The 13558-nt window shown below is 74.6% G+C and carries 16 protein-coding genes; 10 read left to right on the forward strand and 6 right to left on the reverse strand.

Features of this window, described 5'->3' with window-relative positions; translation table 11 throughout:
* Positions 1-135: 135 nt before the first annotated feature.
* Both IO39_RS35370 and IO39_RS35375 read right to left on the reverse strand, forming a co-directional pair.
* Positions 136-1134, reverse strand: a complete 999-nt coding sequence (locus IO39_RS35370; RefSeq protein WP_043632875.1) for a zinc-dependent alcohol dehydrogenase family protein — start codon at positions 1132-1134, stop codon at positions 136-138.
* Position 1135: 1 nt separating this feature from the next.
* Positions 1136-1507 carry a nuclear transport factor 2 family protein gene (locus IO39_RS35375; RefSeq protein WP_084774026.1) on the reverse strand — a complete coding sequence of 124 codons (372 nt, stop codon included), beginning with the start codon at positions 1505-1507 and terminating at the stop codon, positions 1136-1138.
* Between the two features lie 93 nt (positions 1508-1600).
* Between IO39_RS35375 and IO39_RS35380 the strand changes: the two genes are divergently transcribed.
* On the forward strand, positions 1601-2164 hold the full coding sequence (locus IO39_RS35380) for a TetR/AcrR family transcriptional regulator (protein WP_043632878.1): 564 nt from the start codon (positions 1601-1603) through the stop codon (positions 2162-2164).
* A 31-nt stretch (positions 2165-2195) separates the two neighbouring features.
* On the opposite strand, the gene IO39_RS56995 is transcribed toward IO39_RS35380, so the two are convergent.
* Entirely contained in the window at positions 2196-2534 is a 339-nt protein-coding gene (locus IO39_RS56995; protein ID WP_043632882.1) for a hypothetical protein, read from the reverse strand.
* A gap of 54 nt (positions 2535-2588) precedes the next feature.
* On the opposite strand from IO39_RS56995, the gene IO39_RS35390 reads away from it, so the two are divergent.
* The 7 genes from IO39_RS35390 (at position 2589) to IO39_RS35415 (ending at position 8229) form a co-directional block, all read left to right on the forward strand.
* Complete coding sequence (locus IO39_RS35390; RefSeq protein WP_043632885.1) at positions 2589-3098, forward strand: SigE family RNA polymerase sigma factor; 510 nt, start codon at positions 2589-2591, stop codon at positions 3096-3098.
* On the forward strand, positions 3095-4267 hold the full coding sequence (locus IO39_RS35395; RefSeq protein ID WP_157549297.1) for a hypothetical protein: 1173 nt from the start codon (positions 3095-3097) through the stop codon (positions 4265-4267). The genes IO39_RS35390 and IO39_RS35395 overlap by 4 nt, the downstream gene beginning before the upstream one ends.
* Positions 4268-4323: 56 nt before the next feature.
* Positions 4324-5817 carry a dolichyl-phosphate-mannose--protein mannosyltransferase gene (locus tag IO39_RS35400; RefSeq protein ID WP_052423779.1) on the forward strand — a complete coding sequence of 498 codons (1494 nt, stop codon included), beginning with the start codon at positions 4324-4326 and terminating at the stop codon, positions 5815-5817.
* A 96-nt stretch (positions 5818-5913) separates the two neighbouring features.
* A complete protein-coding gene (locus IO39_RS53320) occupies positions 5914-6174 on the forward strand; it encodes a response regulator (protein ID WP_211267279.1) in 261 nt (86 codons plus the stop codon).
* Positions 6164-6616 carry a GbsR/MarR family transcriptional regulator gene (locus tag IO39_RS35405; protein WP_157549300.1) on the forward strand — a complete coding sequence of 151 codons (453 nt, stop codon included), beginning with the start codon at positions 6164-6166 and terminating at the stop codon, positions 6614-6616. Before IO39_RS53320 ends, IO39_RS35405 begins: the two co-directional genes overlap by 11 nt.
* Positions 6613-7818: a glycosyltransferase gene (locus IO39_RS35410; protein WP_043632895.1), complete on the forward strand. Its 1206-nt coding sequence runs from the start codon at positions 6613-6615 to the stop codon at positions 7816-7818. The genes IO39_RS35405 and IO39_RS35410 overlap by 4 nt, the downstream gene beginning before the upstream one ends.
* A 126-nt stretch (positions 7819-7944) precedes the next feature.
* Positions 7945-8229 (forward strand): SDR family NAD(P)-dependent oxidoreductase, encoded by a 285-nt coding sequence (locus tag IO39_RS35415; protein WP_043632898.1) that lies wholly within the window; start codon positions 7945-7947, stop codon positions 8227-8229.
* A gap of 353 nt (positions 8230-8582) precedes the next feature.
* Here the strand turns inward: IO39_RS35415 and IO39_RS55175 are convergent, their stop codons facing one another.
* The 3 genes from IO39_RS55175 to IO39_RS35430 form a co-directional block, all read right to left on the reverse strand.
* Complete coding sequence (locus tag IO39_RS55175; protein ID WP_157549303.1) at positions 8583-8753, reverse strand: hypothetical protein; 171 nt, start codon at positions 8751-8753, stop codon at positions 8583-8585.
* A 172-nt stretch (positions 8754-8925) separates the two neighbouring features.
* On the reverse strand, positions 8926-9690 hold the full coding sequence (locus IO39_RS35425; protein WP_043632903.1) for an SDR family NAD(P)-dependent oxidoreductase: 765 nt from the start codon (positions 9688-9690) through the stop codon (positions 8926-8928).
* Between the two features lie 201 nt (positions 9691-9891).
* Positions 9892-12606: a helix-turn-helix transcriptional regulator gene (locus tag IO39_RS35430; RefSeq protein WP_043632905.1), complete on the reverse strand. Its 2715-nt coding sequence runs from the start codon at positions 12604-12606 to the stop codon at positions 9892-9894.
* A gap of 74 nt (positions 12607-12680) precedes the next feature.
* On the opposite strand from IO39_RS35430, the gene IO39_RS35435 reads away from it, so the two are divergent.
* Positions 12681-13043, forward strand: a complete 363-nt coding sequence (locus IO39_RS35435; protein ID WP_043632946.1) for a nuclear transport factor 2 family protein — start codon at positions 12681-12683, stop codon at positions 13041-13043.
* Between the two features lie 12 nt (positions 13044-13055).
* Positions 13056-13558, forward strand: a 503-nt coding sequence (locus IO39_RS35440) for a nuclear transport factor 2 family protein (RefSeq protein ID WP_169789181.1), incomplete at its 3' end; no start/stop codon positions are given.

Genomic DNA, 13558 nt, shown 5'->3' on the forward strand with positions numbered 1-13558 from the left:
GCGGATGATCACAGCCCACGCGGAAGGCAGCCCCCGGTGCGCCCGGCCGTGGCGCGGGCAGCGCACGCAGCCAAGGTTCCTGCCGGCCCGCGTCCTCTCCGGGCGCGGGCGACGGCCGTCCCCGGCGTCGCGGCTCTACACGGCGATCACCACCTTGCCGAACGCCGCGCCCGACGCGTAGTAGCGGTAGGCGTCGGGGGCCCAGTCGAAGGGGAAGACGCGGTCGATGAGCGGGCGCAGGCGGTGGGTCTCGATCACTCGGTTCATGTCCAGGAACTGGGCGCGGCTGCCGACGGCGATGCCGTGCACCGACGCCCCCGACCTGAAGACGGCGCGCGGGTCGAGGGGCGACGGGTCACCGGAGACGAACCCGACGCTGGCGACATGGCCGCCGATGGCGACCGCGGCGAGCGACCGTTCCAGGTCGCCGGCCACGTCCACGACGCGGTCGGCCCCGTTTCCCGAGGTCAGCTCCCGCACCCTGGACGGCCATTCGGGCGCGGCCCGGTAGTCGACGACCTCATCGGCGCCGAGCTTCAGCAGGCGTTCGGCCTTGGCGGGGCCGCTGGTGGTGGCGATGACGCGGGCGCCGAGCGCCTTGGCGAGCTGCAGCGCGAACAGCGACACCCCGCCGCTGCCCTGGGTGACGACCGTCGCGCCGATGGGCGCGCCGTCGCCGGTCAGGGCGTTCCAGGCGGTGACGGCGGCGCACGGTAGGGTGGCGGCCTCCTCGTACGACAGGTGGGCGGGCACCGGCACGAGCGCCCGCTCCTCCAGCAGGGCGAGCTCGGTGAGCATGCCGTCGAGCGAGCCGCCGAGCTGCGGCAGGTGCTTGCGCCCGAACGGGCCGTCCTGCCAGCTCGGGAACAGGGTGGCGGTCACCCGGTCGCCGACCTTGGCCGCGGTGACGCCGGGCCCGATCGCGACGACCTCGCCGGCTCCGTCGGAGACCGGCACGACGTCCGGTTTGACCGGGAGCACGTAGTCGCCGCGCAGGATCATCAGCTCGCGGTGGCTGAGGGAGACGGCTCGGACGGCCACGAGCACCTGGCCGGGGCCGGGACGGGGGTCGGCGTGCTCCCTGATCGTCAGGCCGTCGATGCCGCCGCCGCTGGTGGCGTGGTAGCTGCGCATGTCAGCCTGCCGCCGGGGCCGTCTTGCTGAAGCCGAGGGCCTCGGTGATCCTGCCGTCGCGTACGCGCATGACGTTCACGCCGCTGACCCAGTCGGACGGGCCGGAGCCGTACCGGTAGTGCCAGCGGATGACCGCCCGCTCCCCCGCGATCAGGACCTCCTGCGGCTCGAACCGGGCGGACCGGTCGGCCGCGAGCGCGCCCCACCAGTCGAGGCACGCCTGGCGTCCGACGACGCGCTTCCCGGTGGGGGCCGGCTGGATGGTCTCCATCTCGCAGTCGTCGGCGATCAGGTCGGTGAGCAGGTCACGGTCGTGCTCGACGAAGGCCCGGTTGAAGCGGTCCATGACGTCGGCGGTGGTGGGGACGGGCACGGTCTCTCCAGACAGATTGATAGATAGATCGATCGGTCTACCTAGGTATATAGACCGGTTGATCTACTCGTCAACCCGTGGCAACCTGGCCCCATGAGCGTTCGTACGCGTCCCGGCCCCCGTGAGCGGCTGCTGGAGGCCGCCGACCGGCTGATCTACACCCATGGCGTCAACGTCGGCGTCGACGCCCTGCTGAAGTCCGCCAACGTCGCCAGGCGGTCGCTGTACGAGCACTTCGGCGGCAAGGACGGCCTGATCGTCGAAGTGCTGCGCTCAGCCGCGGAGGCCGACGCCGCCGACTACCGCGACACCATGGACGCCGCCGGCGACGACCCGCGCGCCCGCCTGCTCGCCGTCTTCGACCGCATCGGCGAGATCATCGCCAGGCCCGGCTTCCACGGCTGCCGCTACCTGGCCGCCGACCTCGCCCTGACCGACCCCGGACATCCGGCGCACGAGGTCACCCGCGGCTACCGGCGGCGCGTGCACGCCCTGCTCGAACGCGAGCTGGTCGCACTCGGTCACCCGCGACCGGCGCGCGCCGCCGACCAGTTCCTCATCCTCATCGACGGCACCCTCGCCGCCGGCGCGACCCGCCCGGACGGCGATCCGGCCGCCGCCGCCCGCGAACTGGCGGCAGACCTGATCACCCCGTGACCCCGCCCCGGCCGCTCGGGGCCGTCGCCGGTCAGCCGGCGGTCAGGACGTCGACGCCGCGGGCCGCGAGCCGTTCGAGCACCGGGTGGTGCGGGGTCTCGTCGGTGATCAGCCCGCTGATCGCCTCCCAGGGCAGGACGGGGCCGGCGGCGGCGTCGCGGCGGACGGCGAGGACATCGAGGCCCTCGAACCGCCCTTCGCCGAGGCCCTCGTCATGATCCGCGACGGGCGCATCGCCGACGGCAAGACCGTCCTGCTCCTGCAGTGGGCGGCCCTGGACGGCCCCTTCGCCCCGCGCCGATAGCGGCGCCGGGCCGGTGCGGTCATCGACCGTCCCGGCCGCGGCGAGACGGCTCGGAAGAAATTTCACCGGCCGGATGCAACCGTTCCGGCGAGTGGTGGCATCTGGGACATTGTGGATCTCTTGAGCGCGGACGAGGAGTACACCGCCTACGTGCGCGGGCGGCTGCTCTGGTTACGCCGGATCGCCTACTCCCTGTGCCAGGACTGGCATCGCGCCGACGACCTGGTGCAGACCTCGATCACCCGGCTGTACGTCAAATGGCACCACGCCCGCCAGGCCGCCGACCTCGACGCGTACGTCCGGGTGATCCTGGTCCGGGTCTTCCTGAAGGAGCAGCGCGGCGGCTGGTTCTCGCGCACCAGGCTGAGCCCTCCGCCCGAGCCCGGCACTCCCGAGGCGGCCGCGTCCGGCTGGGACGCCGACCTGTCGATGGACCTGCGCCGGGTCCTGGCCCTGGTGCCGCCGCGCCAGCGGGCCGCCCTGGTGCTGCGCTTCCACTGCGACCTGAGCGTGGAGCAGACCGCGGCGGCGCTCGGCTGCTCGGCCGGGACCGTCAAGAGCCAGACCGCCCGCGGGCTCGCGACGCTGCGCGCGCTCCTCGAGGTGACGCCGACCAAGGAGGATCGATGATGGACCTCAAGCCCCTGTTCGAGAGCCTGGTGCCGGACGAGACGCCGCCGTCGCGGGTGGACCTGGGGGCGGCCGTCCGGGCCGGACGCCGGCTGCGCCGCCGTCGCCGGGCGCTGACGGCCTCGGTGCCGCTCGCCGCGGCGGCCGTCACCGCGCTGGTGCTGGCGACGGGGTCGATCGCCGACCTCGGCCGCCGCGACGCCTCCGCCACCCCCTCGCCCTCCGCCGCCGCCACCGGCGGCGTCCGGCCGCCCGCGGCGACCACGATCCCGGCCGCCGCCCCCGACGGCCTGCCGTACACGCCGGTGACCGCGTTGAGCGCCACCGAGCTGCTGCTGCGCGCCGGCGGCGGGCGGCTGGAGGTGTACGACACCGCGGCCGGCCGGAGCCGGGTCCTGGGCGAGTTGCCGCGCCAGGACGGCGCGCGCGGCCACCGGCCGCGGGCCATCGAGCCGGGCCCGGAGCACATCGTCTGGTGGGCCGGCGACGCGCGCGCCCGGCGCTCCACGGAGGTCTGGGCGCTGCCCCGCGCCGGCGGGCGCGCCACCCTCCTGGCGCGCCTGAGCGGGACGGCGGCGGAGGTGGAGCGCCTCGGCGTCCTGCGCGACCGCGTCGTCTGGTCGGTCCGGCAGGGCGGGCTGTACGCGATGCCGATCGCCGGGGGCGCGCCCCGGGCCCTGCCGGGCACCGCCGGCCTCCACCTGGTGTCCTGGCCGTGGGCCTCCGACGTGTCCCCGCACGACACCGGCCGCGACCAGAGCGTGCTCGTCAACCTGGAGAGCGGCGAACGCACCTCGCTGGCGACGCCGCCGGGGGCGCGGGGCACGCGCTGCGGCCCGACCCGGTGCGTGGCCACGCTGGACGGCCGCACCGTGACGTGGAGCGCGGGCGGCGGCGCGCCCCGGGCCGTGCCCGGCCGGCTCACCCCGGCGTCGCGGATCCGCGCGGACCGTTTCGTCGACCTCGGCGCCACCGTGCACGACCTCGTCACCGGGCGGAGCGTCGGGATCGGCGCGAAGCGGTCGCCGGGGGAAGCCGCCTGGCACAGCGGCGAGTCCTCCTCCCCCGGGCTGGTGTTCAGCTGGCCGGCGGCACCGTGCGACGCGTCCTGCGCCTCCGGCGGCGGCCACCGGCTGGCCGTGCTCAACCTGGCGGCGGTTCAGGAGTGAGCCCGCCTCCCCGGAGCCCGGAGGCCCGGACCGTGGCGCGCCGGCTGGTTCCGCCCATGCCGGCCGACGGCTGGTGGGGATGGGCGGGGCCGCTCTTCGTCACCGTGCTCGGCGGGGCGCTGCGCTTCCTGCGGCTGGGCGAACCGCACGCGGTGGTCTTCGACGAGACCCACTACATCAAGGGCGCCTACGCGCTGCTGACGTTCGGCGTCGAGCGCATGACGCTGGACACCGACAAGGACCCGGTCGCCAACCGGATGATCATGGCCGACGATCTCGGCATCTGGCGGCGCTGCCCGGTCGTCGAGGACTGCGCCGAGTACGTCGCGCACCCGCCGCTGGGCAAGTGGATGATCGCCGTCGGGGAGTGGCTGTTCGGCATGACGCCCTTCGGCTGGCGGTTCGCCGGCGCGGTGGCGGGCACGCTGTCGATCCTGATCCTGGCGCGGGTGGCGCGCCGGATGACCCGCTCCACGCTGCTGGGCTGCCTGGCCGGCCTGCTGCTCGCTCTCGACGGCCTGCACTTCGTGCTCTCGCGGACGGCGCTGCTCGACGTGTTCCTGATGTTCTGGGTGCTGGCCGCCTTCGCCTGCGTGGTCGCCGACCGGGACCGGGTCAGGCAGCGGTCGCCCGCCCTCGAGGAGGTCTGGCCGGGGGCCGGGGTGCGGCCGTGGCGGCTGGCCGCGGGCGCGTGCCTGGGCGCGGCGTGCGCCGTCAAGTGGTCGGGCGTCTTCTTCCTGCTCGCCTTCGCCGCGCTGACCCTCATGTGGGACGCGGGCGCGCGGCGGGCGCTGGGGCTGCGGCCCCGCCCGGCCGCGTCCCTGCCGGGCCTGGCGGGGGCGTTCGCCCTGGTCCCCGCCACGGTCTACGTGCTGAGCTGGAGCGGCTGGTTCCTGCGCGCGGAGGGCTGGGGGCGCAACTGGGAGCGGGCCACCCAGGCCGGGCCCGGCTTCTTCGTCGTCGACTCGCTGCGCTCGTGGCTCGGCTACCACCTGCAGGTGCTCGGCTTCCACACCGGCCTGGCGACCCCGCACACGTACATGTCGGAGCCGTGGCAGTGGCCGCTGCTGCAACGTCCCGTCGCCTTCCACTACGTGAGCCCGCCGGACGCCTGCGGGGCGAAGGACTGCTCGCAGGCGGTGCTGGGGGTCGGCACGCCGGCCCTGTGGTATCTCGCGCTGCCGGCTCTCGTCGTGCTCGTCGCCCGGTACGCCGCCGTACGGGACTGGCGGGCGGGGGCCGTGCCGCTCGCCTACGCGGCGGGGTGGCTGCCGTGGTTCTCCTACGCCCTCTCCGACAACCGCACCATGTACCTGTTCTACCTGCTCCCCGCGGTGCCGTTCATGGTCCTGGCGCTGGTGATCGCCGCGGGGCTGGCGCTCGGGCCCGGCGGGACGGCGTCGCCCAGGAGAGCCACGGGGGCCGCCGTCGTGGGCGCGGGGACCCTCCTGATCCTGGTCAACTTCTGGTGGCTGTATCCGGTCCTGTCCGGCGAGACGATCACGTACGCGGAGTGGTGGGCCCGGATGCTGATGCGCTCGTGGGTGTGACCGCGGCGTGCCGGCGAACCGGTCCTGCGGAGCCCCGGCCGTCCCGTGCCGGCGCACCATACGTGATCCATATGCCCGGGCCGGGATACTGCCCGGATGCGTGTGCTCCTGGTCGAAGACGAGCAGCCCCTGGCCCGGTACATCGAGGCGGGGCTGCGCAAGCACGGTTTCACCGTGGACGTCGCCCTCGACGGTCAGAGCGCGCTGGACGAGTGCGAGCTGGTCCCGTACGAGGTGGTGGTCCTGGACCGGACCTGCCCATGGTGCACGACGACCAGGTGTGCCGCCGGCTCGCCGGGCGGGGCGGCTGTTCGGATCGATCCGAACAGTCCGATATGCTCGGTTGGTGAGTGTTGAGGAGTTCGTGGAGGACGCGGGACTGTTCTACGAGCGGCTCGGGCTGAGCCGCACGTCGGGCCGCGTCATGGGGTGGCTGCTGACCGCCGGCGGCTCCGGCGCCGACGCGCCGGAGCTGGCCGAGGCGCTGGCCGTGGCCAAGAGCAGCATGAGCGTCGCGCTGCGGCAGCTGGAGCAGGCCGGGCTGGTCGAGCGGTTCCGGGTGCGCGGCGGGCGGCGCGACCGCTACCGGCTGGCCGAGGACGTCTTCGCCCGCGCCTTCCGCGCCAAGATGGCCGAGTTCGAGGGCTTCCGCGCCCTGGCCGAGCAGGGGCTGCGCGCGGTGGGCGACGACCCGGAGCGCCGCCGGCGGCTGGAGCTCATGCGCGACATGTACGCGTTCATGATGGACCGCTTCCCCCGCCTGCTGGACGAGTGGGACGAGCTCAAGGAGCGGCGATGAGACCCTTACTGATCACGATGGGCAGCCGTGGCGACGTCCAGCCGTACCTCGCGCTGGCCGGCGGGCTGCTGGCCGCCGGGCACCGGCCGCTCCTGGCCGCGCCCCGCCGCTTCGAGCCGCTCGCCACCGCCCGCGGCGTGGACTTCGCGCCGCTGAACGACGAGATGCTCGCGCTGCAGGACAAAGCCCGGGGGCAGGGCGTGCGCGCCGCCATCACCGCCGCCCGCTCGGTGAGGCCGATGCTCCGCCGCCTGCTGGACGACCAGGCCGCGCTCACCGCGCACGCGGTCGACGTCGTGGTCTATCACCCCAAGGCTCTCGGCGGCCCGCACCTCGCCGCGCGGCTCGGCGTCCCGGCCCTGGCCGGGCTGCTGCTGCCGCTCTACCTGCCCACCGCCGCCTTCCCCTCCCCCATCCTGCCGGTACGGGTGCCACGCGCGCTCAACCGGGCGAGCTGGCGGGTCTCCTCCGCCGTCGAGGCGCCCTACCGGGGCACGCTGCGGGACTGGCGGGCCGGGGCGCTCGGCCTGGGCAAGGGGTTCCGGCCGGTGGCCGACCTGGTCGCGGCGGGCGGCGTGCTGCACGCCTGGAGCCCGCACCTGCTCCCGGCGCCCGCCGACTGGCCCGCGCGGGCGCGTCCCACCGGCTTCTGGACGTTGCCCGCCGGCGACTGGACACCGCCCGGGCGGCTGGCCCGCTTCCTGGACGCCGGCGACCCGCCCGTCTACGTCGGCTTCGGCAGCTCCTCCAGCGGCGACCCGGAGGCGCTGACCGGCACGGTGCTGGCGGCCGTCCGCCAGACCGGGCGCCGCGCGGTCCTGGCCACCGGCTGGGGCGCGCTGCGGCCGGGCACGGAGCCGGACGGCGTCCTGGTGATCGACGAGGCTCCGCACGAGTGGCTGCTGCCGCGGGTGGCGGTCGCCGTGCACCATGGTGGCATCGGCACGGTGGCCGCCGCGCTGCGCGCGGGCGTCCCCCAGGTGGTCCGCCCGTTCCTCGGCGACCAGCCCTTCTGGGCGCGGCGCCTGCACCATCTCGGCGTCGCGCCGCCACCCGTCACCGGCCGCCTCACGCCCGCCCGCCTGGCCGCCGCCATCGAGGCCGCGGCCGCCCTCGCCCCCGCCGCCCGCGCGCTCGCCGCGCCCGTCCGCGCCGAGGACGGCGTCGCCAACGCCGTGGCCCGCCTCACCGACCCGGCCTGAGCCGGGCACGCCGCCACGGCGCGCTCGACCGGCGAGGCTTGACCGTTCCCGTCGCGGGCAGCGGGCCGGTGTCGACACCGAGGAGAGGGCACCGAGGAGAGGGCACCGAGGAGAGGGATCGGCATCATGAGCGACGACGAGGGCCGGCCGCTCGCGCTGGTGACCGGGGCGTCCGGCGGCATCGGGTACGAGCTGGCCAGGCAGTTCGCCGGGCACGGCTTCGACCTGGTCGTCAACGCCGAGGATGCGGGCATCGACGACGCGGCGCGCGAGCTGCGGGAGCTGGGGACGGCGGTCGAGGCCGTGCGGGCCGACCTCACCGGGGCCGACGGCGTCGAGCGCCTCTACGCGCGGGCCACGGCCGGCGGGCGCCCCCTGGAGGCGGTGGCGATCAACGCGGCCTGGCGCTGATCGCCCTGCTCAGCCTGGGGATCGCCACCGCCGTACGGGACTCCGCCACCGCCATCGCGGTCGTGCTCGGCCTGCTCTACCTCTTCCCCGCCATCATCCTCATGATCGCCGACGAGGATGCCGAGGGCCAGGGAGAGCACGGCGGCCAGCGCGAACAGCGCCGCCAGGCCGGCCACGACCCGCACCTGGGTGAGCAGGGGGACCGACAGGGCCGCGGGGCGTGGGACCGGCAGGGCCGGGGGCTGGAAGCCCGGCGCGGTTCCGGTGCGGGCGGCAGGCGGCCGCCCGCACATGGGGGAGGGCCCGAACCCCGGCGGAGTTCGGGCCCTGTCGGTTGTGCGTCAGCGGCGGATTTACGTCGGCTCGTCATCCGTGTCGACGGAACCCTGACCGCCACCGCCGCCGCCCAGAAGGCCGCCGACCACGGGGAGGGAGGTGGGGTCGACCTGGGCGTGGGCGGGGAAGGCTCCCAGGACGGCCATTCCGAGGGTGACGGCCACGAGGGCGACGATCCGTCTGAGCATGGGGAACTCCTTGTGCTCTGGGGCTGGTGATTCCTTCCTGGTGATCCCCCCGCCGGCCCATCACTCTACGTAACCAGTCGATACAATGTGCTGTCTGTGCAGGATGAGCATGGTGAGCGTGAGGAGACTGGCTCGCGGCCTGAGGCCGGAGACGGTTCGTCTGGTCTGAGCGTTACCAGGGCAGGGGGCCGTCCGCGCCGAAGAAGCCGGCGGTCGGGCCGTCCGCGCCGAGGGTGGCCAGGCGCACCACGACCGCGGCGCCCTGTGCGGGGGTGAGGTGGCCGGTGTGGTTGTTGCTGTCGGTGTCGACGTAGCCGGGGGCCACGGCGTTGACGAGGATCCCGTCCTTGCGCAGCTCGTTGGCGTACTGCACGGTCAGCGCGTTCAGGGCGGTCTTGGAGGGCGTGTACGCGGCCGACGGCAGCAGTGCCGCGAACGGGCCGTCCGGGTCGCTGGTCAGGGTCAGCGACCCGGCGTGGCTGCTGACGTTGACGACGCGCGGCGCCGGCGAGCGCCGCAGCAGCGGCAGCATGGCGTTGATCACGGTGATCACCCCGAAGACGTTGGTCTCGAACACCGCGCGGACCATGTCCAGGTCGATCCCGCTCGGGAGCTGGTCGTGGGCATCCTGCGGCGAGACCTGTCCCGAGCCGGTGATGCCGGCGTTGTTGACCAGCACGTCGAGGTGACCGAAGCGCTCCTCGACCCACTTCGCGGTCCCCCGGACGACGGCCGGGTCGGTGACGTCCAGGGCCACCGCGTGGGCGTCGGCGCCCGCCGCGCGCAGCTCCGCGGCGGCCTTCTCCCCGCGCTGCCGGTCTCTGGCGCCGATCAGGACCGTCATGCCCAGCCCGGCGAGCTGCTCGGCGGTCGCGCGGCCGATCCCCTTGTTCGCCCCGGTGATCATGGCCACCTGCTGCGTGGTGGATTCGTTCATGGCCAAGCTCCTGTCCGAAGAGTTTCTGTTGCGTGAGATGTGGTGCCGTGTGGATCGTTCACGCGGCGTTCGTACGAACAGAAGATCCCGGCCGGCCGGCCCCTGTGACAGCGCGGTCCTGTGGCGTATGCCACCCGCCGGGAGTGTCACAAAAGAACGGGTCCGGCGCTCCCGGGGGCCCGGCAGCCGGACGTGGCGGGGTCAGGCGAGGGTGGCGAGTTCTCCGCGGGAGGAGACGCCCAGCTTGGGATAGGCCTTGTACAGGTGGTAGCCGACCGTGCGGGGGCTGAGGAAGAGCTGGGCGGCGATGTCCTTGTTGGACAGCCCGCGCGCGGCCAGGTGGACGATCTGCCGTTCCTGCGGCGTCAGCTCGTCGGGCCGCCCCGGTGCGGGCGCGGCGGCGGCCAGCGCGCCCGCGGCCTGGAGCTCGGCCTTGGTCCGCTCCGCCCAGGGGATGGCGCCGAGGCGGTCGAAGGTGTCCATGGCCTGGCGCAGGTGGCCGACCGCGGCGCTGCGGCGGCGGGCCCGGCGCAGCCACTCCCCGTACAGCAGCCGGGTGCGCGCGTGCTCGAAGGCGGGCGCCGCGGCCTCCAGCGCCGCCTGGTAGTGCGGCTCGGCGTCGTCCCCGGCGAGCAGGGCCAGGCAGCGCTCGATGAGATGGCGCCGGCCCAGGCGCAGGTAGCGGGCCAGCGCCGGCCGGGCCCGCGCCGGCTCGCCGCTGCGTACGGCGGCCTCCACCAGGTCGGGCACGCAGCGCATGGCCGAGACGTGATACCAGCCGGGACTGCCGGTGAGGGCTTCGAGCCGGGCGAGCGCCGGCTGCGTCCGGCCCTGGCCCAGGTCCAGCAGCGCCCGCGCCCAGTCGGCCCACATGGCGCCCTGCATGGGCACGGCCGGGCCCCGTGACACCTCGGCGGTGAGCCGGCGGTGACGCTCCTCATCGCCTTCGACCGCGGCCAGGAAGGCGAGCAGGGCCCTGTTCAGGGTGGCCCACTGGTGCTGGCCGGTGTTCTCGGCCAGCCGCAGGGCGGTGGTCGCGGCGCTGCCGGCCTCGTGGTGGCGCCCGCCGTGGAAGATCTCGGCCTGCGCCTGGAAGTACAGCACCATCGGCAGGATCCCGATGCTGCCTTCGGCGTGGCAGCGGGCGACCAGGCGGGAGGACATCCGCAGGGTGGCGTCGTCCTGCCCGGCCAGGAGCGGCGTGCCGCAGGCCATGGCCGCCAGGCGGGGCGGGTAGTCGGCCAGGGCGTGCTCGGCCTCGGCGACGGCCCGTTCCACGTCGGCCCGTTCCGCGTCGGCCTGTTCCGCATCGGCCTGTTCCGCATCGGCCTGTTCCGCATCGGCCCGTTCCGTGTCGGCCTGTTCCGCATCGGCCCGCTCTGTGCCGGTCAGCCGGGCGAAGGCGGCGGTCTGCAGGCGGGCCAGCGCGGCGATCGGCTCGTCGAGCAGCCTCTCGCCCAGAGCCTCCGTCAGCCGGGCGGTCACCTCGGTCAGCTCGGCCTCGCCGGCGTACAGGGCCGTCTGGAAGGCCCGGACGAGCAGGGCCGGGTTCTGGCGGGCGGCCTCGGTCATCAGGTGGTGCGCCTCGCCGTACCGGCCCCAGGAGAAGTGGGCGGTGGCCTGGGTGTGGAGGATGCGCGAGCGCAGCGCCGGATCACCGGTCAGCGCCTCGGCCTCGCCGGCCAGCGCCTGGCCCCAGTCCAGCTCCCCCGCCTCGGTGGCGGACTCGGCCGCCGAGGTCAGGCGCCGCGCGCGGGTCTCCTCGTCGCCGGAGGTCAGTGCGGCGGCGCGCTGGTACGCGGCGGCCGCCGCGGCGTACCCGTGCCGCCGTCTGGCCCGGTGCGCGGTGCGTTCGAGCTCCGCCGCCACCTGCTCGCTCGGGCCGACGGTGGCCGCGGCCAGGTGCCAGGCCCGCCGGTCGGCGTGGTGGTCGCCGGTCAGCGTCTCGGCCAGCGCGGCGTGCACGGCCAGCCGCGCGCTGATCGGCGCCCGCTGGTAGACGGCCTCGCGGATCAGCGGATGGCGGAAGCGGACGTGCCGCCCGTCGGCCGTCACGAGCCCCACGCTCTCGGCGGGACGCAGGTCCGCGGCCGTCACGCCGAGCAGCTCGGCGGCGGCGAGCACCTCGTCCAGCCCCTCCCCCGCGGCGGCCACCAGCAGCAGCGTCCTGGTCGCCTCGGGCAGGTGGTCCACCTGGCTGTGGAAGGCCGCCTGGAGCCGGCTGGTCAAGGGCAGCGCGCCGGGCCCGTAGGCGTCCCGGTGCAGGGCGGCGGGCAGCTCGATGAGCGCCAGCGGGTTGCCCTGCGCCTCGGCGAGCAGCCGGTAGCGCTGGCCCGGGGTCAGCCGGTCGCCCTTCAGCACGGCCGCCGCGGCGGGCGAGGACAGCCCGGTCAGCGTGATCTCGGGCAGCCCGTGCACGTCGTCCCCGCGGGTGGCCATGATCAGGGCGATGCCCTCGGCGTCCAGCCGCCTGGCGGCGAAGGCGAGCGCGGCGCGGGAGCCGGGGTCCAGCCAGTGCGCGTCGTCGATGAGGCACAGGACCGGGCCGTCCTCGGCCGCCTCGGCCAGCAGTGACAGCACGGCCAGGCCGACGAGCAGCGCGTCGGCGCCCTCCCCCTCGGTCAGGCCGAGCGCCGTCTCCAGCGCGCGCCGCTGCGGTGGCGGCAGCCGGTCGGCCCGGTGCAGCACGGGCCGGAGCAGCAGGTGCAGGCCCGCGTAGGCCAGCTCGCTCTCGGACGGCACGCCGCTGCGCCTGATGACCTGGATGCCGCCGGCACGTCCGGCGGCGTAGTCGAGCAGCGCGGTCTTACCGATTCCCGGCTCGCCTTTGAGCACCAGAGCACCACTCCGGCCGGCCCTCACCCTGTCGAGAAGCTCGTCGATGACGGATGTCTCGGCCTCTCGCCCGTACAGCATGCGCTCCCTTACCGACACAATTACCTAATCGCGACAGATGACCATTATGTGCGGTTTCTCTAGCTTTCATGGTCATGAAGAACATCGACGAGCTCATCGCTCGCTACATCGCCACCTGGAACGAGACCGACCCCGCCGCCCGTCGCGCCGCCATCGACGCGCTGTGGACCCCTGACGGCGTCTACACCGATCCGATGGCGGTCGCCTCGGGAACCGCCGCGATCGACGCCACCATCGCCGCCGTCCAGGAGCAGTTCCCCGGCTTCACCTTCACGCTGGGCGGGCCGGTGGACGCCCACCACGACATCGCCCGCTTCACCTGGGAGCTGGCGCAGGACGGCGCCGAGCCGCTGGTGGTCGGCTTCGACGTGGCGGTCGTCACCCCCGAGGGCCGCATCGACCGCGTCCACGGCTTCCTCGACAAGATCCCCTCCTGAAGAAGGACGACCATGAAGAACACTTCGCGATTCCTGGCAGCCGCCCTGCTGACGGCCCTGCCGCTCGTCGCGCTCGCCGCGCCCGCCCAGGCGCAGCGTGCGAAGGGACCGGAGACCGGCCCCGTGATCGAGGGCTCGATCTCCCCTCAGGCGCGGACCTTCATCGACCGGCAGACCCGGTTCGGCTCCATGCCCACCGGCGACGGCGCCGAGCGGGTCGAGGTCTACGGCGAGATGTTCGCCGACGACGCGACCCTCTGGGAGGCCGCCGGCCGGATCATCCACGGCAAGACCGCCATCAAGCAGTCCATCTCGGCCACGCTCAAGCTGGTGCCGCAGTTCGGGTTCACGCCTCAGCGCCTCGCGGCCGGCGGCGACACCGTGATGTACGGGGCCCACAACACGGCCGTCATCGCCGGCAAGACGGTCGAGTACCCCGCCATCTACCGGGTGGTCCTCGACGCGTCCGGTGACGTGGTGCAGGGGCGGCGCTACTACGACCGCTACTCCTGGTT

It is taken from the genome of Nonomuraea candida (assembly GCF_000725485.1).
Taxonomy (GTDB): domain Bacteria; phylum Actinomycetota; class Actinomycetes; order Streptosporangiales; family Streptosporangiaceae; genus Nonomuraea; species Nonomuraea candida.

What these genes read in the sequence shown, in the direction of transcription:
- IO39_RS35370 (WP_043632875.1), bottom strand. Translation starts at nt 1,134, where the DNA reads ATGCGCAGCTACCACGCCACCAGCGGCGGCGGCATCGACGGCCTGACG.
- IO39_RS35380 (WP_043632878.1), top strand. Translation starts at nt 1,601, where the DNA reads ATGAGCGTTCGTACGCGTCCCGGCCCCCGTGAGCGGCTGCTGGAGGCC.
- IO39_RS35395 (WP_157549297.1), top strand. Translation starts at nt 3,095, where the DNA reads ATGATGGACCTCAAGCCCCTGTTCGAGAGCCTGGTGCCGGACGAGACG.
- IO39_RS35400 (WP_052423779.1), top strand. Translation starts at nt 4,324, where the DNA reads ATGCCGGCCGACGGCTGGTGGGGATGGGCGGGGCCGCTCTTCGTCACC.
- IO39_RS53320 (WP_211267279.1), top strand. Translation starts at nt 5,914, where the DNA reads ATGCGTGTGCTCCTGGTCGAAGACGAGCAGCCCCTGGCCCGGTACATC.
- IO39_RS35410 (WP_043632895.1), top strand. Translation starts at nt 6,613, where the DNA reads ATGAGACCCTTACTGATCACGATGGGCAGCCGTGGCGACGTCCAGCCG.
- IO39_RS35415 (WP_043632898.1), top strand. Translation starts at nt 7,945, where the DNA reads ATGAGCGACGACGAGGGCCGGCCGCTCGCGCTGGTGACCGGGGCGTCC.
- IO39_RS55175 (WP_157549303.1), bottom strand. Translation starts at nt 8,753, where the DNA reads ATGCTCAGACGGATCGTCGCCCTCGTGGCCGTCACCCTCGGAATGGCC.
- IO39_RS35425 (WP_043632903.1), bottom strand. Translation starts at nt 9,690, where the DNA reads ATGAACGAATCCACCACGCAGCAGGTGGCCATGATCACCGGGGCGAAC.
- IO39_RS35430 (WP_043632905.1), bottom strand. Translation starts at nt 12,606, where the DNA reads ATGCTGTACGGGCGAGAGGCCGAGACATCCGTCATCGACGAGCTTCTC.
- IO39_RS35435 (WP_043632946.1), top strand. Translation starts at nt 12,681, where the DNA reads ATGAAGAACATCGACGAGCTCATCGCTCGCTACATCGCCACCTGGAAC.